The organism is Acidithrix ferrooxidans (genome assembly GCF_000949295.1).
Classification (GTDB): domain Bacteria; phylum Actinomycetota; class Acidimicrobiia; order Acidimicrobiales; family Acidimicrobiaceae; genus Acidithrix; species Acidithrix ferrooxidans.
This window is the reverse complement of the sequence record NZ_JXYS01000004.1, coordinates 16856-36214: the sequence shown is the minus strand read 5'-3', so window position 1 is coordinate 36214 and position 19359 is coordinate 16856. Positions and strand designations below refer to the sequence as shown.

General features: G+C 47.4%; 17 protein-coding genes and 1 pseudogene. 9 read left to right on the top strand and 9 right to left on the bottom strand.

The window, feature by feature from the left end:
* The first annotated feature begins 56 nt into the window (after nucleotides 1–56).
* The gene (locus AXFE_RS01250) at nucleotides 57–743 is read left to right on the top strand and encodes a histidine phosphatase family protein (protein WP_052604087.1); all 687 of its coding nucleotides are present in this window, start codon (nucleotides 57–59) and stop codon (nucleotides 741–743) included.
* 459 nt (nucleotides 744–1202) lie between these two features.
* Here AXFE_RS01250 and AXFE_RS01245 read toward each other — a convergent pair whose 3' ends face one another.
* The 3 genes from AXFE_RS01245 to AXFE_RS01235 all read right to left on the bottom strand — a co-directional run bounded on the left by AXFE_RS01245 (nucleotide 1203) and on the right by AXFE_RS01235 (nucleotide 5336).
* Nucleotides 1203–1634 (bottom strand): SRPBCC family protein, encoded by a 432-nt coding sequence (locus AXFE_RS01245; protein WP_052604086.1) that lies wholly within the window; start codon nucleotides 1632–1634, stop codon nucleotides 1203–1205.
* A gap of 404 nt (nucleotides 1635–2038) precedes the next feature.
* Nucleotides 2039–3673: a glycoside hydrolase family 25 domain-containing protein gene (locus AXFE_RS01240; RefSeq protein WP_052604085.1), complete on the bottom strand. Its 1635-nt coding sequence runs from the start codon at nucleotides 3671–3673 to the stop codon at nucleotides 2039–2041.
* 313 nt (nucleotides 3674–3986) lie between these two features.
* Entirely contained in the window at nucleotides 3987–5336 is a 1350-nt protein-coding gene (locus AXFE_RS01235; RefSeq protein WP_052604084.1) for a class II 3-deoxy-7-phosphoheptulonate synthase, read from the bottom strand.
* Between the two features lie 221 nt (nucleotides 5337–5557).
* Between AXFE_RS01235 and AXFE_RS01230 the strand changes: the two genes are divergently transcribed.
* The 3 genes from AXFE_RS01230 to rsfS all read left to right on the top strand — a co-directional run bounded on the left by AXFE_RS01230 (nucleotide 5558) and on the right by rsfS (nucleotide 7553).
* Nucleotides 5558–6490, top strand: a complete 933-nt coding sequence (locus AXFE_RS01230) for a TIGR03621 family F420-dependent LLM class oxidoreductase (protein WP_052604083.1) — start codon at nucleotides 5558–5560, stop codon at nucleotides 6488–6490.
* A gap of 4 nt (nucleotides 6491–6494) precedes the next feature.
* Entirely contained in the window at nucleotides 6495–7100 is a 606-nt protein-coding gene (gene nadD, locus AXFE_RS01225) for a nicotinate-nucleotide adenylyltransferase (RefSeq protein WP_160291682.1), read from the top strand.
* Between the two features lie 78 nt (nucleotides 7101–7178).
* Nucleotides 7179–7553 (top strand): ribosome silencing factor, encoded by a 375-nt coding sequence (gene rsfS, locus AXFE_RS01220; protein WP_052604082.1) that lies wholly within the window; start codon nucleotides 7179–7181, stop codon nucleotides 7551–7553.
* A 444-nt stretch (nucleotides 7554–7997) separates the two neighbouring features.
* Here rsfS and AXFE_RS01215 read toward each other — a convergent pair whose 3' ends face one another.
* The 3 genes from AXFE_RS01215 to AXFE_RS01205 form a co-directional block, all read right to left on the bottom strand.
* Nucleotides 7998–8624 carry a mycothiol-dependent nitroreductase Rv2466c family protein gene (locus AXFE_RS01215; protein WP_052604081.1) on the bottom strand — a complete coding sequence of 209 codons (627 nt, stop codon included), beginning with the start codon at nucleotides 8622–8624 and terminating at the stop codon, nucleotides 7998–8000.
* 184 nt (nucleotides 8625–8808) lie between these two features.
* A complete protein-coding gene (locus AXFE_RS01210; RefSeq protein ID WP_052604080.1) occupies nucleotides 8809–10044 on the bottom strand; it encodes a DUF1501 domain-containing protein in 1236 nt (411 codons plus the stop codon).
* A gap of 80 nt (nucleotides 10045–10124) precedes the next feature.
* Nucleotides 10125–11402, bottom strand: coding sequence for a DUF1800 domain-containing protein (locus tag AXFE_RS01205; RefSeq protein WP_052604079.1), 1278 nt, complete (start codon nucleotides 11400–11402; stop codon nucleotides 10125–10127).
* A 689-nt stretch (nucleotides 11403–12091) separates the two neighbouring features.
* Between AXFE_RS01205 and AXFE_RS01195 the strand changes: the two genes are divergently transcribed.
* Nucleotides 12092–12931, top strand: a complete 840-nt coding sequence (locus tag AXFE_RS01195) for a fumarylacetoacetate hydrolase family protein (protein WP_160291681.1) — start codon at nucleotides 12092–12094, stop codon at nucleotides 12929–12931.
* 137 nt (nucleotides 12932–13068) lie between these two features.
* On the opposite strand, the gene AXFE_RS01190 is transcribed toward AXFE_RS01195, so the two are convergent.
* Together AXFE_RS01190 and AXFE_RS01185 are read right to left on the bottom strand one after the other, a co-directional pair.
* A complete protein-coding gene (locus tag AXFE_RS01190; protein WP_052604076.1) occupies nucleotides 13069–13374 on the bottom strand; it encodes an SHOCT domain-containing protein in 306 nt (101 codons plus the stop codon).
* Between the two features lie 107 nt (nucleotides 13375–13481).
* Nucleotides 13482–13919, bottom strand: coding sequence for a hypothetical protein (locus AXFE_RS01185; RefSeq protein WP_052604075.1), 438 nt, complete (start codon nucleotides 13917–13919; stop codon nucleotides 13482–13484).
* A gap of 71 nt (nucleotides 13920–13990) precedes the next feature.
* On the opposite strand from AXFE_RS01185, the pseudogene AXFE_RS18915 reads away from it, so the two are divergent.
* Nucleotides 13991–14472: pseudogene (locus AXFE_RS18915) on the top strand (IS1595 family transposase); the annotation flags it as partial.
* Between the two features lie 135 nt (nucleotides 14473–14607).
* Here the strand turns inward: AXFE_RS18915 and AXFE_RS01180 are convergent.
* Nucleotides 14608–14814: a hypothetical protein gene (locus AXFE_RS01180; RefSeq protein WP_052604074.1), complete on the bottom strand. Its 207-nt coding sequence runs from the start codon at nucleotides 14812–14814 to the stop codon at nucleotides 14608–14610.
* A gap of 235 nt (nucleotides 14815–15049) precedes the next feature.
* Between AXFE_RS01180 and AXFE_RS01175 the strand changes: the two genes are divergently transcribed.
* The 3 genes from AXFE_RS01175 to AXFE_RS01165 all read left to right on the top strand — a co-directional run bounded on the left by AXFE_RS01175 (nucleotide 15050) and on the right by AXFE_RS01165 (nucleotide 19312).
* Nucleotides 15050–16399: an ammonium transporter gene (locus tag AXFE_RS01175; protein ID WP_052604073.1), complete on the top strand. Its 1350-nt coding sequence runs from the start codon at nucleotides 15050–15052 to the stop codon at nucleotides 16397–16399.
* Complete coding sequence (locus tag AXFE_RS01170) at nucleotides 16396–16734, top strand: P-II family nitrogen regulator (RefSeq protein WP_052604072.1); 339 nt, start codon at nucleotides 16396–16398, stop codon at nucleotides 16732–16734. The genes AXFE_RS01175 and AXFE_RS01170 overlap by 4 nt, the downstream gene beginning before the upstream one ends.
* A gap of 256 nt (nucleotides 16735–16990) precedes the next feature.
* Nucleotides 16991–19312, top strand: coding sequence for a [protein-PII] uridylyltransferase (locus tag AXFE_RS01165; protein ID WP_052604071.1), 2322 nt, complete (start codon nucleotides 16991–16993; stop codon nucleotides 19310–19312).
* Nucleotides 19313–19359 lie beyond the last annotated feature (47 nt).

Sequence of the window (19359 nt, the reverse complement as noted above, 5' to 3'; positions counted from 1 at the left end):
TTCTTGAAGATTATGAACCTAACCTAGAAATCTTTGACCGGGAGTATTTGAGGGCGATGGAAAAGGCTAAAGGGTTCATCGAGCTTATCTTGATTCGTCACGGGGAGTCGCAATCCACCTTGGATATGGTTGTTGGGGGACATCTTGGCTGTAGAGGCTTGAGTTCATTTGGGATGGCTCAATCGCTTGAGCTAGGGGAATTTTTGTCTTCGAAATTCTCTACAATCTCTTCTTCAAGGGTGGTGGCCTCGTCGATTTTGCGAACAACTCAGACTGCTCAGTTAGCGATTGGGATCGATCCAAGTGTCATAGAACGCCTCTGTGGCCTTTGTGAGATAGATCCAGGAGAAGACGATGGTAAGGCATGGGCGAACCTGAGCTTGGTGGAGGTCAAAATTGACTCTGCGATTGGCCCGGGTGGCGAGTCAATCGTGCAAATGTACGACAGGGTAGACCTCTGCTTGGGAGAACTTTTGGCGGAGGCTAGTAACGCACTTTTGGCGGCGGGACAGGACGCACGCGAAGGTCCGACCTTTGTATTTACGCACCGAGGTCCAATATCTAGTGCTTATGCAATATGCAAGGGAACCGGAGTTACCTCTCTCAAACAATACGTCATTGAGATCGCAAGCGTTCATTCGCTTTTGGTCTGTCGTGACTCAATTGAGGGGGCTAGAACCCCTCGTCTTTCGAGCTTTTTAGGTGCAAGTATCCAAGAGATATATCCAGTTCACGCCAGATAGGTTTTGTGGCGATCAACAGGATTAATTGAGATGCGAAGAGATCCATGTGATCCGCAGCGCTTGATAGACACGGAGATTGTAAGAGTCTTTGTGAAGTGTCGACTTGCCATTATTATAATAGACTGGGCGAAATTTGGTTGAGGATTTGGTGTCTACTATCAATTGCAATGGCGCTAGTCATAATCAATCATTTTGAGTACCGATATTCCTAGGTAATGACACATTTCAAAGATCGGGATGAGGCAAATCCATCTATTGAATCTTTAAATGCGCCCAATGACTATCAATTGCGAAAGATGCCAGTCTTATCGCCTATTATTTGTTATTAGTTGTAATGTCTTAGAATCCATGAATATCCATAAAATTGCTGGATAAACGCAATCAATCTATCCATCTATCAACCACCCAACCAATCGCTCGCACAGAGGGCTTATTGTCCGGCCTCAAACAGTGGAGTCCTCAAGAGTAAAGTTTTGCTATACGATTCAAGGTGGCAATTATCGATCTTTGATTCGTTTTTGGAGCTTTAGTTAGTTCGAGCATCTTTGGGCTCCTAGCGTTGCGATAGTCGAACGTTTCGGTGACCCTGCATCTGGAGGCATCTAGCTCTAAAAGTTCATAGCGCCAAATGTGATGGCCCCAATGGCGCCAAGCGATGATGCGCCCCTCTTCGAATTCAACGACCTCATTTGTAATACGGTAAGGAATTCCAAGTTTCATTGACATTGAGAATTTGGCTCCTAGGTAGAGACGGTCTGGTCCAGAGATGTTACCTTTCACCGAATTCGAGCCGTCGAAGCTTGAATGCTTTTTGGGTTGGGCCAGTAGATCAAAGACGTTTGACGCGCTTGTGTTAACTTCTATGGACTCTGATATAACTCTATTTTTCATCTAACTCCTCCGACTGCGATCTTAGGAGGATAATGAGGGATCTATTGACTTATTGGCACTTTATATTAAAGAGTGCGGTGGTGGCTCACTTGCTTTTGCTTTGCGACATAAGATTGAACTGCAATGTTTGCCTTAATCGATAGCTGTGGTAGTTTGTCCATCTCAATGATAGGTACGCTAATTTCTTGCCTTAGAGTCTTTAGTGGTGCCAGCAATAGTCCACTGTTGAAATTCACTTGGCGCTAACGACCTAGCTTGGACCTTTGGAATCTCTTATTTTGCAAGTTTTTCCACTGAAGTATCTTTTCCAAGATGTAACTAATGGCACGAATTATCAATGCAATCTAGACCGTTGCTTTGCGCCTAAATTTATGGGTAGCCTTAGATCGCCCTCTGTGTGGAACCTAGCACGAGTAGTCTACGTCCATACCGTTTGGAAGCTGACTTTGAATGTACCAAGGGATACCTCCGGCGAATGGATTTAGGTTTCCCGATGGATTCGTGGTGGCTGTACACGCGGCGCTTCCGCTTGCAGAGTAGAACCATAGGGGTATTGGACCACCTTTTGCCCCCGCTATTATCGCCCCGGCTCCGCTGGTTGTGCCAGTCGTGATCTGTGCGTACATCCCTGCATTCCCTGAGTAAAGGCCGACCACAACGCCGGTCGAACTTAGGTAGTCAGCGGCACCTTGTATAGCGGCTACGTTTAGGGACGGAATCTGGCTCCAATAGTTCGTGGCACCCTCAACGTCGATCCACCATATGTTGGAAGTTGCTCCTTGGCTCGAGGCAGCCGCATAGGAATATTTTGCGGCGTTGTATCCATAGTTGTAAGCCTGAGATGCAATATCAGTAGTGCTCTTTGGCCCGACAGAATAATCGGTAGTTGGGGTGGATGGGTTCCAGGTGGGATTCGACGTGTTTCCTGAAATCGGAAGTGCTAAGAATGTGTAGAGCTGATAGTTGTTTCCCGCCCAGGAGGCTTCTTTGGTAATACAAGGATTGGTGGCGGAAAAAGGCCAGCCATTTACTTCTATGATTGCGAACGTGCCAGTGGCTGGAGATGCCGTGCTGGCGCATTGGAAGTTGCTAACGTCAAAGCCAGTAGCCCCAGAGGCTGTCGCCACAGTTTGGTTCGAGGTGTTGATTCCAATGATTGGAGAAGTTAGTTGTGAACCGCCTTGGGATCCGTAATAGCTGGCATCCCCAAAGGAAAATATCCCACCGTCAGAGGCGACCAACCAATATCCTGCTCCAGTTGGCGTTGCCTGCATGCCCACTATTGGCTTATTGAGTTTGATTGCACCGGTTGAGCCATGGAAGGCTGCATCCCCAAAGGAAAATATCCCACCGTCAGAGGCGACCAACCAATATCCCTTGCCATCTGGTGTCGAGGCCATCCCCACTATTGGCTTATTTAGGGTCATTGCACCGGTTGAGCCATAGAAGGCTGCATCCCCAAAGGAAAATATCCCACCGTCAGAGGCGACCAACCAATATCCCTTGCCATCTGGTGTCGAGGCCATCCCCACTATTGGCTTATTTAGGGTCATTGCACCGGTTGAGCCATAGAAGGCCGCATCCCCAAAGGAAAATATCCCACCGTCAGAGGCGACCAACCAATATCCCTTGCCATCTGGTGTCGAGGCCATCCCCACTATTGGCTTATTGAGTCTCATTGCACCGGTTGAGCCATAGAAGGCTGCATCCCCGTAGGAAAATATCCCACCGTCAGAAGCAACTAGCCAATAGCCAAGGCCATCTGGAGTGGGCGCTGAACCAACAATTGGTTTAGCAAGCGAAAGGGTATGGGCATCCCCAAAAAATCGATCCCCACCGTGTGTATAGACGGTTCCGTTTGCGCTGATTAGGCGGTATCCGGATATCGTTGTTGCTGCCGTGAGCTTTGCTGTGTGAAACAGCTTTTGTGGGCTTGCTAGCCGGCCAAGGACGTGGTGTGGGGATGCCTGTGCTAGACCAGCGCCTGCCACCAGCGCGCACGAGCCGATAATTGCTTTTGCGTACTTTAGCTTTGTCATAGTGGAAACTCCGCATCCAATTTTCTAAGTTGATATTTGTTTTTGTCATGGTTGAGGAAGGAAGTCGAGCGCTTTAAACCTCACCCAGAGATGTTTTTATTATGTTGCTTGTATCGACCAAAGCGCACATTACTGAACCTATTAGCGGTTTAAATCGATGATTAATCCATTTGAGCTGGAATAATTCGTGATTTTTGGGCAGGCTGTGCCATCACGTGTATAGCTTGTCGTTGCGCAGTGGTCTGAAATAGCACCCGGAGTGGCAGTATTAAATGACCATCCAAGTGTTCATGGTGACAACATGTCGGCTGTGTCAGTCACCTATTAACATCTCCGCAACCCGGTAGGCGAGATCTAAACTCTGCCTAGCATTCAATCTTGGATCACAGATAGTGTTGTAGGCGGTATCTAGGTCCTCTTCGTTTACCGTGGCTGAACCACCGAGACATTCTGTCACGTCTTCGCCGGTGAGCTCCACGTGGAGTCCTCCGGGCCATGTGCCAAGGGAGCGATGCACTAGAAAGAATCCCCTAACCTCGTCAATTACTTGCTCTAGGTTTCGAGTTTTAAAGCCATTTTCTGAGACAAATGTGTTTCCGTGCATCGGATCACAGGACCAAATGACGGGATGGTTTGCTTGTTGAACCGCGCTTATCAGCTTGGGAAGTACTGATTGGACCTTTTCTGAGCCCATTCGAGAGACGAGGCTAAGTCTGCCAGGTATCCTCATGGGATTTAGTTTTTCACAGATTTCAATGACTTCTTTTGGTGTTGCACTTGGACCTATCTTGCAACCGATCGGATTAGAGATACCGCTAAAGAATTCCATGTGCGCATGATTGAGCTCGCGAGTACGTTCGCCGATCCAAATTGTATGCGACGAAAGATCCAGATAGGTTTTAGAGGTCCGGTCATATCTGGTCATAGCCGATTCGTACCCAAGCAGAAGAGCCTCGTGTGACGTCCAAAAGTCGACTTTTCTAAGGGTTTCTTCCCGTTCAAGGTCGATACCACAGGCGGCCATGAACTTTAGAGCCCGCTCAATTTCAGTGGCCACCGCGTCATAGGCTTGGCCTTCGGCTGATGATGCGACGAACTCTTGATTCCAGGTGTGCACCCTGGAGAGGTCTGAGAAGCCGCCGCGTGTCAACGATCTCAGTAGGTTCAAGGTGGCACTCGACTGATGGTAGGCCCTGAGGAGTCTTTTGGGGTCGGGTCTTCTTGCGTCGATCGAGGCTTCATCGTCGTTTACTATATGCCCTCGAAATACCGGAAGCAGTTGGCCGTTGATTTTTTCCATCGGAGAGGATCTTGGTTTTGCGAATTGGCCCGCTATCCGGCCAACTTTGATTACTGGAACCCCTGATGAATAAGTTAGAACTACTGCCATTTGCAAGATGACTCGCAACTTGTTTCTTACTACGTCGGCTGAAAAGTCGTTGAATGACTCCGCGCAGTCTCCAGCTTGGAGCACGAAGGCTTGACCCTTAGCCGCTTTAGCGAGCTGGCTTTGGAGCTCTCGAATCTCAGAAGGATAAACTAAAGGCGCGTAGCTGCCCAGTTCTTTTTCTACCGCGTCTAATTCGCTCGGGTCGTCCCAATCGGGTTGTTGGGCGATCGGGAGTCTCCTCCACGAGTCAGGCGTCCACACCGATGTCTCCATATTAATTTACCTCTAACCCAAGTTCCATATTTTTGTCAACCGCTCTTTGAGTAAGCCCTCCGGCATTTTCAGGCGTTTGCAATTGACCCTCTAATAAGATATTCCGAACTTTCCTCGACATGGAATTAGGATTCATCATGTTGATTCCAATTGTGAAATAATAAAGCTTTGGATATTTTCTACTTATAGGATATGGCCAAAAGCGACTGAAGGGTAACCTCGTGCGGCATTTAAGGTTTGGCGTTCAAGTTTCGGAATTGACGACCGATATTGAATCTTTGGTGAAGCTTGCTCAAAGAGCTGAAGCCCTTGGTTTTTCGTCGATCTTTTTACCTGACCATCTCGGGGGCGATCAGTGGTCACCGATATCTGCTCTAACTGCCATTGCGCTTGGAACCAAAGAGATCTCCTTGGGAGCACTTGTCTTTTGCAATGACTATCGCCACCCGGTCGTTTTGGCTCAGGAACTCGCTTGTCTTTCAGTGATTAGCAGCGGTCGACTGGAGTTTGGCTTAGGGGCCGGGTGGATGAAGGCTGATTACGAGAGAGCTGGCATTGCAATGGATTCACCGAGCAAGAGAATCGCACGCCTTGAAGAGGCTTTGATAGTGATGAAGGGGCTCTTTTTGGGCTCTGCCTTTAGCTATTTTGGAGAGTACTACCAGTTGGAGAATGCTAGCACTATTACAATCCCAGAAGGAATGGCTCCAAAGCTGATAGTGGGCGGAGGCGGCAAGAAGATGCTAGAGGTCGCTTCTCGCCATGGTGATGTGGTTGGAGTCAACGTAAACTTGGCATCTGGAGCTGTGGGGCCTAGCTTGGTTGCTGAGGTTGGACCGAATGCTTTTGATGAGAAACTTAAATGGGTCAACTCCTATATGGGCGATCGCATAGGTGAAGTTGACCTACAGTGCCTCTCCTTCATAGCTAAGGTGGGTCCGGATGCAAATGACTGGATTGACTCTATGGCCCCGGCATTTGGCATATCAGGGAAAGAGGCGCGAGAGATTCCAATCGTCTTGAGCGGGACCGTTGATCAGGTTGCCGAGACTATTTTGGCAAGGCGTCGCGAATATGGTTTCAACTATTGGGTAATTCATCAAAATGAATTAGAGGAGTTTGCGCCAGTGGTGGCAGCGTTACAAGGTGAATAGAGATTTGCACATAGATAAAAATCTCACCCGAATAGGAATTTTTGGTGGGACCTTTGATCCAATCCATGTTGGACATCTTGTCGCTGCGGTGAATGCCAAAGCGCAGGCTCGATTGGATAAAGTTCTCATGGTGGTGGCAAATGTTCCGTGGCAGAAAGAAGGAACCCGAGCGCTCACTGAAGCTACGACTAGATACGAGATAGTCAAGGCTGCTATTGCAGGGGTCGAGGGCCTTGAAGCAAGCGACATGGAGATAAGACGTGGCGGGCAGTCCTATACCATCGACACGGTGCGTGAGGTCGCTCGACAATATCCAAATTCTGAACTTTTTTTGGTGGTAGGAGCCGATGCCGCTGGAGGTTTGGATACATGGGAACGATCTGAGACGCTATCGGAGATGGTCTCATTGATAATTGTGAATAGACCGGGAACTCGGATCGACGCTTCTATTAAACGTTATTGGCGTACTGACTTTGTGGAAATTCCAGCACTTGACGTCTCTTCGACCGACATCAGGGCTCGAGTTAGAGATGGGCGTCCGCTAGATTTTCTTTTGTCTAGGGAGACCATAGATTACATAGCTCGGTCAGGGATCTATCGAAATAGCTGAGATATTGTCGCGCAGTATCTTGAATCGGTTTGCATGGGTGATGCTAGAATAGATTATTAGGTATACTTCGGAGGATTCTTGCTGGAAGATCAGAAAAAATTGGACTTTGACGGACTAAGAGCCGCCTTAGTGGCAGGCGAAGCACTGTCTGACAAAAAAGGTGAGGAGCTCACGATATTAGATATATCTGAGCTTAGTACGGTTTGTGACTACTTCGTAATCGCCTCTGGTAACAATTCGCGTCAGGTTCGGTCTCTAGCAGAAGAAGTCGAGGCCAAGATCAAGGTTGAATTTGGCATAGCTCCTCGATCCATTGAGGGACTTAACGATACTTCTTGGGTCTTGATGGATTACAGTGATTTTGTTGTACATATATTCATGCCCGAGACAAGAGACTTTTATTCACTCGAGCGACTGTGGATGGATGCTAAGAGGATTCAAGTCGTCTCCTAAAATCATTCAGTCAAAGGTTTCTGGCTATAGACTCCCTAAAGGTTTATTTCTGGGATCTATCTCGACACAATCTATAAATGTAGCCACGGATCAGATATTTCAAAGTACCCGAAGGCCCTAATTGACAAGTTTGGCTTTGTGAAAGCCTGCTTGTCAGTGATTGACTTTTTATCGATCTTTTTTAGTCGAATATCTATTGATTGCGTCTTGATTCTTTAATTGGGTTATTTTCCAGGATACTTGAGGGCAATTTTTAAATTATTTACGGCTGTCAGTGATTTATTTATTAGGATGGGCTTTTAAGAATTGAATTAGAAAAAGCGCAAATTACTTGCAAGTTTACAAGCAATTTGCGCCATCGATCTGTTTTTGTCGATCTACTGAAAATAGCTGTGTAAGCTATTTTCATACGAATAAAAAGTTTCAGTCACGGTTGAAATGCTTTCATGAAACAACTACGGAGCCTCGAATTCGTTTAGCTTCGTAGAAGAAGTCCATTTCCGCTACGTGGATTAAGCTATTCCATAGGTCAATACCCTCTTGTTCATTTGGCACTCGGCCAAGAATTGGCCCGAAGAATCCACGTTGAGAGGTTTCGTTTTCGAGTACAATTATCGGAACGCCAACATCGTTACCAGTGAAGCTGAGTGCATAGTCCATCTCCTTCTTTAGAAAGCTATCGAGGCTTTCATCGTCCTTAGCTTTAATGGTTGCTTCATCGAGGCCGATTTTAAGGGCAATTTCAACTGGGTTGATCTCGAATTTATTATTGTTCAAGTGAAATTCTTTTGCAAATTCCCAATAGAGTTCTGAGATGGGCAAGTTATGCTCGGGATCTGTCTTTCTAAGATTTGCTGCCATTCTTAGGGTTGGCTGAGATGCCCTAAAGTATGAGATAAATGGCTCCGTTGGAGTCTTGTCGCTGTTTTTTATTTGCAGCGAAAAGGGTCTAAAGACTAACGGTATTCCTTTCGTGTTGGCGACATTGCGAATCCATTGGGAAGCAACAAAGGTCCAAGGACATATTGGATCAAAGAAGAAATTGATCTGGTTGATTTTAGGCTGTGACAATGTGAGCTCCTCGTGGCTATTTTTTAATTGGTTCTAGCATCTCTTCCCCAAGAATAGGGCAAAATTGCTCCTAATACCATCTGTTTGTCTGGAGACGGAAAGCAATACTTCGGCGTAGTGATACTGAGTTCTTGGACCACCGTTAGGTTGCACGTTTCGATCCGTGTGCGCCTTCGATGAAGTTCTAGGTTTTGATTATATTTAGTTTTGGGTAGTTGCCATTTAGAATCGTCTTTGAGTCGTGCGAAAGGACGTTTTCGAGTAAGGTCGCGTAAATTGAACGGTAATCTACTGTAATCTTTAGATTTCCGTCCGATAGATTGGTAAGAGATGGGTATTCTCCGGCCAGCCCGCCCTTGACGCTATTCCCGTAGACAAAGACGACTCCGGCGGTACCATGGTCGGTGCCACCGCTCGCATTGACCTGAACTCGTCTTCCGAATTCCGAGTAAGCGACCACCACGACGTTGTCTGCGATTTTGGGGTGAAGGGTCGAGAGAAAGCCAGAGATCGCGCTATCAAAAATCTTCAAATCTTCAAATTGAGTGCCTTTTTCATTGGCATGAGTGTCGAACCCGGATTGTGAAACGGTGAAGATCTTGGTCGGAGTACCTGAATTTAAAAGGTCAGCAACTGTTGCAAGTTGACCGGATATCGTTGTAGGGCTTACTTTAGTTCCTGGGTTCTGTGAGATTTCCCCTAGGGCCAAGATGTCCCTGTTCAATTTCAATAGAGTGCTTGAAGCCTGAGCGCTCAATTGACCCACACCGTTGAGCTCCTTGGACGTTACCATATCCAGATAGGCCGAACCGTAGCTGGCAAATGGATCTGGGCTCGCAAGGGGTGAGGCTACAGCGCTAGCTTGTGTCGTGGCGCCCACACAAAGTGGGGGTACCGATGATCCGACTGAGAGGGCCGTCATTGGGTCAGTGTTTGTGATCTCATCGAGATATCGTCCAATCCAGCCCGTTGATGTATTGTTGTCGGTGGAGCCAGATTGCCAAATATCCATTGAGACAAAGTGTGAAAGATTTGGATTTGGGTATCCAACCCCTGGGATAATGGCCACCTTTTTTTCTTTCCATAATGAAAGGGTGTTGACCATCGCACCGTTGAGGTAAAGGCCCTGTGCGCCAAGTGGACTAACTTCGCTGGTTGTGAGAGCTAGAGGTCCTCGGGAGCTTTGATAGGTTGGGTCTTCAAAAGGAATTACTGTGTTTATTGCATCATTTCCACCATACAGTGTTGCAATGACAAGAACTCTGTCGGAGCTTGCTGGGCTCTTGATGACAACATTTAATGGGTGAGGCTGATTCTGGCTGTAAATGCCACCCGCTACGATAGCTCCAGCGCCAACAGTTCCGGTGATAGCTATGAGTTTTCGCCTAGAGAGGTGGATCTGTTCTCCTGAAGTTGACATTTTGCTTCCTTTTGCTCGGTATTGCAAGCGGTTCAGCTGGATGTGTATTCTGGGGAGCAAAGTGCCATTGCCACCAGAGCTTATGGTTTTTTTACTAAGGCCGCAAGGGCTTGTTTTGTAGATTGTGAGGCATCTGAGATCCCAAGAAATGAACAGGTACCATCTACCCTCTCTGAGGGTTTTAGGTCAGAGACGGGGGAGATGTCGCCGGCAGTGACCATCATATTTGCTACCTTGGCTCGCGTGGAGGCGGTAACGGTTGAGAGCCAATAGGCGTTTTGGGGCCACCCCCCAACGTTTGGAGGATTAAATGGTACTTGACCCAAAAGGTTTAGAATCTCCATTAAAATGTTGGAGTGCGCAGTTGAGATGTTGACTTTTAGCGCCCTCATAATTCCGCCTAGGTATTCCGACGGTTGCTTTGCAAGTCCACTTGCAGCTTGGGGGCTTATGAATTCGGGGGACGTAGCGATCGAAGCCACCAGAGGTGCAATTGATCCAGTTGAGGGATTGAAAGTCGAAGCCAACCTTATTGCTATTGGGTCACGTGGTTTGATTGGATATGCCAGAAAGCTAAAGAGGCGCGAGGCTAGGAATTGGGCAGCCTGAGGTTTTGACAGAATGATCGAGATTATGTCCGTTCCGTTGAGGTTTCCGGTGTTCCCAAGGAAGGTCTTGCTGCCGTTGTCGTGTTGTTTGTTATTCAAAACGAATGCCAATGTGGTTGGGTTGAAGCCCCATCCGGTAAATGCACGAGAGGCGGCGACTACGTCGTTCTGTGAGTAGTTTCCAACTCCTATTAGAAATCTCTCCATTAGCTCGCGCCCAAAGTTTTCATTTGGATGAGTTGCTTTGCTGAGATAGGTGTCGAGCCAAATCATCATTGCCGGGACTTGCGCGACGCTGGTGGCTAGTTTTTCCATTGAACCGAGCCCATTTTGCCTAAGGGTGTTGTTCTGGTTGAGCATCAAAGATGTCAAGCCGACTTTATTGATTGCGGTCGCAAAGTGGCCGTGCCATATCAGTGTCATCTTTTCGACCAATGGAGTTTGAGATTTGGCCATCTGATTCAACCACCAGCTTATTGCGGCAGGCAACTCCTCGCCGTGAATCTTTTTCGTGAGCGCTTTGATGTTCGTGAAATTGCGGGAACGCAGCGTGGCGTGGAGTTCTTCGAATGAAGTCAGCGGTCCTGGCTGTGGCGCAAAAAAGTTTGAGGGTGAGTTCAGTGCTGTTTGTACAGTTTTATTTACAGTTGCTTGGTAGCCAATTGACATCGCCGATGAGATCTCGGATTGACTGGCACCGAAGCCGAGCCTTCTAAAGAGTTGTTCGTAAGAGCTTTGCGTCGCTGTCAATTTTTGCAATCCTTGACTCAATGAGGCTTTATTAGTCCATGATGCAATGTAGTTATTATTAAATTGTTTTGTAATTGAGTGTGATTTGTAAACGTTTTTGTGATTTGATTATCTATTCAAGTTTGCCGAGATTTTTTTTGGGGCTCTTTGATGAGTGTAGGTGAACTTTTTAGGGCTTAGCCTTTTCACCGATTGATGGCTATGGCTTTCGAATCGGCCTTTTCCGCTGGTATGGATGAGGAATATCTGAGGCCCTGTGTTCACTGTAAATTCGGAGACCAATGACCACTAGAGGCTGCATCTGAGATATCTCTCCGTCGGTCTTTTTATCCTTGGCGATCTCCTTTGCACAAGACCGGCTCTTTATATTCTTTCTAAGGCTGCTTTGTTACCTGGATTAGATGGGGTGACCGATCCAAAGCCTCAGTTATTTGTGAGGCCCATCTGAGTTGCGAGGGTTTTAGGCGTGTGGCTATAGATTGATATTTGGTGATCGAGTATCGACGATAGGGATCGATTATAGCTGTCGATCTAGTCAGAGGCTCAAAGGTGTTGTCAAGGATAATGTCGCTCATTTTCGATGACATCTGCGCCCTGGATCTTCAATTGGCCATTTCGAGCATTTGGGTGGTCGTTTTCTACTAGATTTTCATTCATCGAGGTTGGCAATTAACTTATTTAGGATGATAATGATGGAAAGATTAGCGACCATATGGGTGCAAGACGGAACGCGAGCCATCGCCGTTCGTGAGGATGATTCATTTTATTTTTGCGATTTTGACGATGTAGGTGCAATCCTAAGGTCAGAAGTTGAGATCGATGAGGTGATTTCAAGAGCCCGTCAGGGCCAACTTAACGAGGGACTTGACCCGTCTGCTTTGGCTCCATTGGTCTTGGATCCGACAAAGGTCATCTGCCTTGGCCTCAACTACTCTGCGCACGTTCAAGAGATGGGCCATGAGCTTCCTAAGTATCCAACCCTCTTTGCGAAATACTCCGACTCTTTGACTGGAGCTTATTCGGATATCGCTATTCCTGCGATTACGACATCGATCGATTACGAAGCTGAGATGGTAATTGTAATTGGGAAAAGTGCCAAGGACATAGACCCATCTCGCTCCTTTGAATATGTCGCTGGCTTTTGTGTTGGAAACGATACCTCTATAAGGGACTTTCAAAGGCGATCTTCACAGTTTCTCCAGGGCAAAATCTTTGAGAGCGCGACGCCAGTGGGACCCTATCTAACGCCTGCTAAGGACGTTGATTTTGGTAAGGACCTTTCGATTAGGAGTTTTATTAACGGTGAGGTGGCTCAAGACTCTAGAACTTCGAATTTGATCTTTGGCGTGGAGGAGATCGTCAGTTACATATCACGATTTGTAACACTAAGACCTGGTGATCTAATTTTTACTGGCACACCCGATGGCGTTGGGGCCGGTAAAAATCCTCCGGCATTCCTATCAGACGGGGACGTGGTCAGCGTTGAAATTGAAGGTTTGGGCCGCCTCTCCAACACGATAGTTCAATAGCCACCACTGGTTTTCGCCATTTCATGGAACAATTAAAAAAACAAGCCGATCACAGGGGTAAAGCGATCGGCTTGTTTTTTTGGGGTGTTTTCTGGGGTTGGGGACTTTTTTGGGGAGATTTTAGAGGTGGACCGACTTCAGCTAGCTGTGTCGATGGTGCCTTGTGAATTGTATCGGCGCGGAATTTGATAGCCTAAAACTTCTGCGGCTCGTCGGTACTCCTCCTCGGTCATTGCTCCACTTGCAAATCGTTTATCGAGGATAACCTTGGGGTCTTCTGGGTCGAATGGGGGGCTTGTGTTAACCTGCGATTGATAGCTTAAAGAGAAGTTGCGCAAAAGGAGATAAGCCGCGCAGCCAAGCAGCGCAAATAAAACTACAAAGACCCCGAATACACCAGCAATGTTCGGTCCGCCTCCGTACATACCATTATCCCAAGGCATTTATTCCTCTTTTCGCTTAGACCGTCCTAACGTCTTAACTTTGACGGGCAGCTAACTTCTAACTCTTTCATCTTTTATCTTGAAGATGTGAAAGTATTGAGAATTTGCTAAATAGTGACTTTGGATATCTTGTCTGAATCGACATCGTGTCTCATTTTGCCTGATTGATTATGCATTGCGGCGATACTAGAGCGGTCATTGGCTTCTTGATCGGCCACCTTCCAGCTATCGAGATCCTCGAATAGAATCCCAAGTTCTCGCAGGTAGGTACCGAGTTCGAGTTCGGTCATGGATTCAGTTCTAAAAACAATCTCGTACTTTGCTTTCGACGAGAGCGTAAGCGACGGATTCCCAGATACTGAGAACTTGCCAACGGCACCAGTTCGTTTCAGTGACGCGTTCCAGGTGTAGAGCGTATTGAGTGGAATTCCTTCAGCATTAGAAAGCTCGGTAATAGCACCCTCTGGAGCATTTCCACCATCGCCTAGCTCTAAGAGCTTCCTCAGCACTCGTTCCTTTTGTTCTCTTGGGTATACCTTTTTCATGACTCCTCTATCCTCGCCCTATATATGACTGTAGTAGATTTTCCGGCAAGGACTCTGAGGGCTAGGGCTAAAGAGGAAAGGGAACAAAACAAACCAATGTCCTAATTGGAGTATCGATTAGCAATAGTGCTCCTACTCATTGCTTCATGGAAGTAATCAAAGATACCACTGCTAAATCACCCAAAGATGTTTTTGTGAGACGTTTAGATTCCGACACCAAGCTGATAAGTGATGGTAACCCAAGTTACGGGGTATGTGCTGAAAGACCTTGGACTAGCGCACGGGTTCACTCTATCCAAAGACGAACAAGCACATGTAACATTCAAATGGCTCAAGATCCTAAATTGAAAACTCCAAGAAATTTATCGACGGAACATACCACGGACGTGAGGAACATAAGCAACTTTACCTCGAGGAATTCGCATACCGATTCAACCGAAGGCACTTTGAAATGTCCTTGGTAGAGCGACTTCTCAATACATGTGTGTTTGCGTCTCCACATCCGCTACTCCGCGAATCTGATTCCAAAATGGCTCTTGCTTACGAAACTTGATAAGTATGCTTTGAAATGTCCTTGGTAGAGCGACTTCTCAATACATGTGTGTTTGCGTCTCCCCATCCGCTACTTCGCGAATCTGACTCCAAAATGGCTCTTGCTTACGAAACTTGATAAGTATGAAGCCTTTTGTTATATCGCAATTGGCGATATGGATCTTACCTTGGCAACTTCGACGAAGATGTCTTCGCCCAGATTGGATACCCAAAGTGTTCCATGCTTTCCAGCACTTACAGAAACTAGCTCGCAGGGTGCAAGAGTTTCGCCTCCTTCCAGGGTAACACAGCCAAGCGCTGAGCCCATTCTGAAGATCTTTGATTCAAGTTCAAGTGATGTCATACTCACCTCCTCGCTTTATCTACACTTCGGTGTGCAAACCTATTAACTTGAGGCATTGTTGGCCAAAGTGCGAGAAGGGGTTTTAATCACCAACTATTGTGCAACGCCGTAACAGAGAAGTAACAATGTCGAATTGATCCCGAAACATCATGCTCATAAGTTGGCACCAATCGCTTTTTTGGTTCGACAGGGTCGTTGAGCTAACCAAGCGGGATTGTGGATAATAAGGAGGAAAATGCACTACAATTCCGGAGATACCGCCTGGATTTTGGCAAGCTCTGCTTTGGTACTTTTCATGACTCCAGGGCTGGCCTTTTTTTATGGTGGCATGGTTAGGTCTAAGAACGTTCTTGGAATGCTAATGCAAAATTACGTTGTAATTGGCATTGTAAGTATTGTCTGGGTCTTTCTTACCTATTCGATGTCATTTGGCACAGACTGGGGCGGTTATGGGATTATTGGTACCTTGCACTTTTTTGGATTAGCTCATATGACCCAAGCGGTACCAGGCTATACAGGAGCATCGGCACAGACTATTCCGCCTCTTGTCTTTGTAATATTTCAGATGATGTTCGCGGTCATTACGCCCGCTCTGATTACTGGATCTACAGCTGATCGCCTTCGCTTTGGACCATTTGTGGTATTTGTTTTGATCTGGTCGATCATTGTTTATGCCCCAGTAGCGCACTGGGTCTTTTCTCCAACAGGATGGCTCTTTAAACTCGGAGCCGAGGACTTCGCAGGTGGAACTGTAGTTCACATCAATGCTGGTGCTGCTGGTTTAGCTGTAGCAATGGTTGTCGGCAAGAGAAAAGGCTGGCCAAAGGAGCCAATGCCACCGCACAATGTACCGTTTGTGCTTTTGGGCGCTGGAATCTTGTGGTTTGGATGGTTCGGATTCAATGCCGGTTCGGCACTTGGAGCCAATGTTCTCTCCGCTAACGCGTTCGTGAACACGAATACCGCAACCGCAGCGGCTCTGTTGGGTTGGATCTTGGTTGAAAAGATAAGAGGTGGCAAATCAACCACCTTGGGTGCGGCCTCTGGAGCGGTCGCAGGTCTGGTTGCCATAACCCCAGCTTGTGGATTCGTCAATGTGGTTGGCGCAACGATTATCGGTTTGGCAGCCGGGGTCATTTGTTCGTTGGCAATTAGCCTTAAGTTCAAGGTTCGCCTAGATGACGCCTTGGATGTTGGCGGGGTTCACTTGGTCGGAGGAATTACCGGAGCGCTTTTGATCGGCTTTTTCGGAACTTCAACGATTGGTGGAGTGAACGGTCTCTTCTACGGTGGCGGCCTTGCTCTTCTTGGCCATCAAGCTATCGCCGTTGTGGTAGTTGGAATTTACTCCTTCGTGGTCTCTTGGATCCTCGCGAAGATCATTGATAAGACCATGGGCCTCAGGGTCAAGGATGACGATGAGCTTGAGGGTATGGATACTTCGCTCCATGCAGAATCTGCATATGAGTTCGGTGGGTCTTTGCTTCGAAGCCTCTCCGGAAGTGGCTCATCTTCGGCCCATCTTTCGGTAGCCTCAAAGGAAGAGCCAATTGTATCAACTAGAAAGATTGGTGAAATCCTATGAAATTGATAGTTGCGATTGTGAAGCCTTTCAAACTAGAGGATGTCAGAAATGCTCTTTCGAAGGCCGATGTAAAGGGTATGACGGTCTCCGAGGTTCAGGGATACGGACGCCAAAGCGGCCACACCGAGGTCTATCGTGGTGCTGAATATCAGACGCAATTCGTACCGAAGTTGAAGGTAGAGGTTGTCGTATCTGATGAAGCGGCAACCGAGATCGTTGACCTGATGGTGGAAGCGGCTAGGACCGACAAGATTGGAGATGGCAAAGTCTGGGTTGTCAACGTGGAAGATCTCGTGAGAGTCAGAACCGGCGAACGTGGAGCAGACGCTCTTTAGAGCTGATTTGATAGTTCGAAGACGTTTTAGTAGGTATGTAATACAGGGTATTTGAATAAAAGGTGGATCGCTCTGTATTGAGCGTTCCACCTTTTATCTTGGTGTTCATGAGCGGTCTTTTGAAATGCTTTGCATGGATTGGGCTCGCTTTGTAGATTAGGTTCAATCTGAGTCGTAAGATTTAGCCAAATAGTTCAGGGGATCAATTGATTTTCAAGCTTATTCGTCCCATTTTTAATATGTTTTGGAGCCCAAAGTGAGAACCCCAGAGGCACGGTCAATTCTTTTAGAGAACTTTCTCTCGGAACGTGCGAAGATGCGCCAAGCTGATTGGTCAAATCCAACGGCAATGGCCCAACTGACTGGCATCTCCGATCACTTTGTAGCTGGGCTGGCTGAGGGATTTCAGGGCGTTGCGATCATTGCAATAGGTGGCTATGGACGAAGTGAACTTGCAATCAATTCTGACCTTGACATATTGCTTTTGCATAAGCCTCGTCTCTCGGTTGATGCCATGACGGAAGCCCTTTGGTATACGATTTGGGACTCAAGGGTCGGCCTTGACTATTCAGTTCGAACTGTAGCTCAGGCACTTCGAGTCGCAGAGTCCGATCCTCGTGCTCTTTTGGGGATGCTGGATGCTCGATTGATCTATGGCGACGAAGTTCTCTTTAGGACTCTACAGCGAAAGATCTGGGAGCGATTTACCTCTCGGTTAGATCGCTATCGCGTGATAATGCATCAACAGGGTGAAGCCCGACGGGTAGAGTCGGGTGAATTGGCCTTTTTGCTTGAGCCAGATATCAAAGAGGCACATGGAGGGCTACGAGACCTCGTTATTTTGCGCCATTTTGTCGCAGCCGACCCCGATCGCAAGGTCTTTGTAGGGCGTGTCGATGAGATCGCAACCTTGCTTTTACGTGTGCGAAACGTACTTCAGGCGCGATCTGACCGAGGGCAAAATCGACTCTTTTTGCAGGATCAAGATAGCGTAAGTGCCCAACTTGGTTTTAGGGACGCTGATGAACTGATGTGGCGTATTTCAGAGGCAGGGCGTTTTGTCTCGCGTGCACTAGAGGAGTCCTATAGGGTCATAGATGCCAAACGCGTAAATTATAAGAACCTTGGGGACGCGTGGGGGTTGATACCTAAAGGCGTCTTTTCCCATGGCGGTGAGATTTGTATAGACCCAGCTTCGCTTTCGGATTTTGATGCTCAGGTGATTATTCGAATTGGGGCAGCATCGGTTTCCTTGGGTCTTGGCATTTGCGTGGATGCCCTCGAGATTTGTTCTGAACGCCTTGGGACTATCGATAAGCCTTGGGAGCCAGCTACATTGACGGCGTTGACCACGTTGCTCTCCTATGGCGAAGCTTCGATAGCGGTTATGGAACGCCTCGACCATTACGGACTTTTAGATAAGGTGATACCGGAGTGGAAGAGGGTTCGCTATCTTCCACAGAGGAACGCCTACCACACCTATACCGTTGATCGCCACCTCATCGAGGCGGGAGTTGGCGCTGGTCGACTTCGTCGTAATGTCAAGCGTCCAGACCTATTGATAGTCGCAGCACTGTTGCACGATATAGGCAAAGGACTCGATGGGGATCACTCATCACAGGGTGCCTCACTCGCAGCAGAAATTGCGATTCGGATGGGTCTTTCGAAGAAAGACTGTGAGATCGTGGTTCGCCTTGTGGAGCACCATCTTTTGTTAGCAGATGTTGCTACTAGACGTGATATTGGCGATCCAAAGACGATTCTAGACGTTGCAGAAAAGGTGGTCGATATTACAACGTTAGAGCTACTTAGAGTCTTGACAGAGGCCGACTCAAAGGCTACAGGACCTGTCGCGTGGTCTTTGTGGAAGGAGGAGTTGATCAATAAGCTGACTGAGGCCACTCGAGCCTATTTAGATGGCGGTTCGATCAAGGTCGATTCAAATCAGTTAGGTGAGCTGGAACTGGATTTGATAGCCAAATTTGATGGCGATCTTTTGATCCATAGTCAAGGAAACCAGATCTGGATAGCAGCCTCAGACGAAGTCGGCCTCTTTGCAAAGGTGACTGGTACGATGGCGCTATTGAACCTCAGCATTCTGTCGGCAGATGTATTTTCCGAGGGTGTGATTGCATTAGAGCGACTTAGGGTGATTAGCCCTTATGGGCGTGAACCCAATTGGAATAAGTTTGAGAACGAGCTTAGAAAATGTCTGGTCGATCCCACTTACCTTGAGGGGCGTTTGAATGAGAAGTCTAAGAGCGCTGCCAAAAAGCGCAAGGTGGCCGAGAGTGCTAAGATACCGCCAAGGGTTACTGTCCACGACGACTTTTCTGATCGGGCCACAGTTATAGAGGTTTGTGGTCCCGATGGCCTTGGAACTCTTCACCGTTTGACCTTTGAGATAGCATCAAAAGGGTTAGATATCCTGCATGCGAAAGTCATCACCATCGGTGATGACGTAGTCGACACCTTTTATGTAGTGGATTCATTGGGAAGACCAATTGACGATGCTCGCCTTGTTGGTGAGATCACAAAGTCTCTATTTGACGTGGTGGTTGCCGAGGGAGCTTCCTAGCCCTCGGGGATCAGATTTCGGTATCGTCTAGGATCCTTGCGATAACG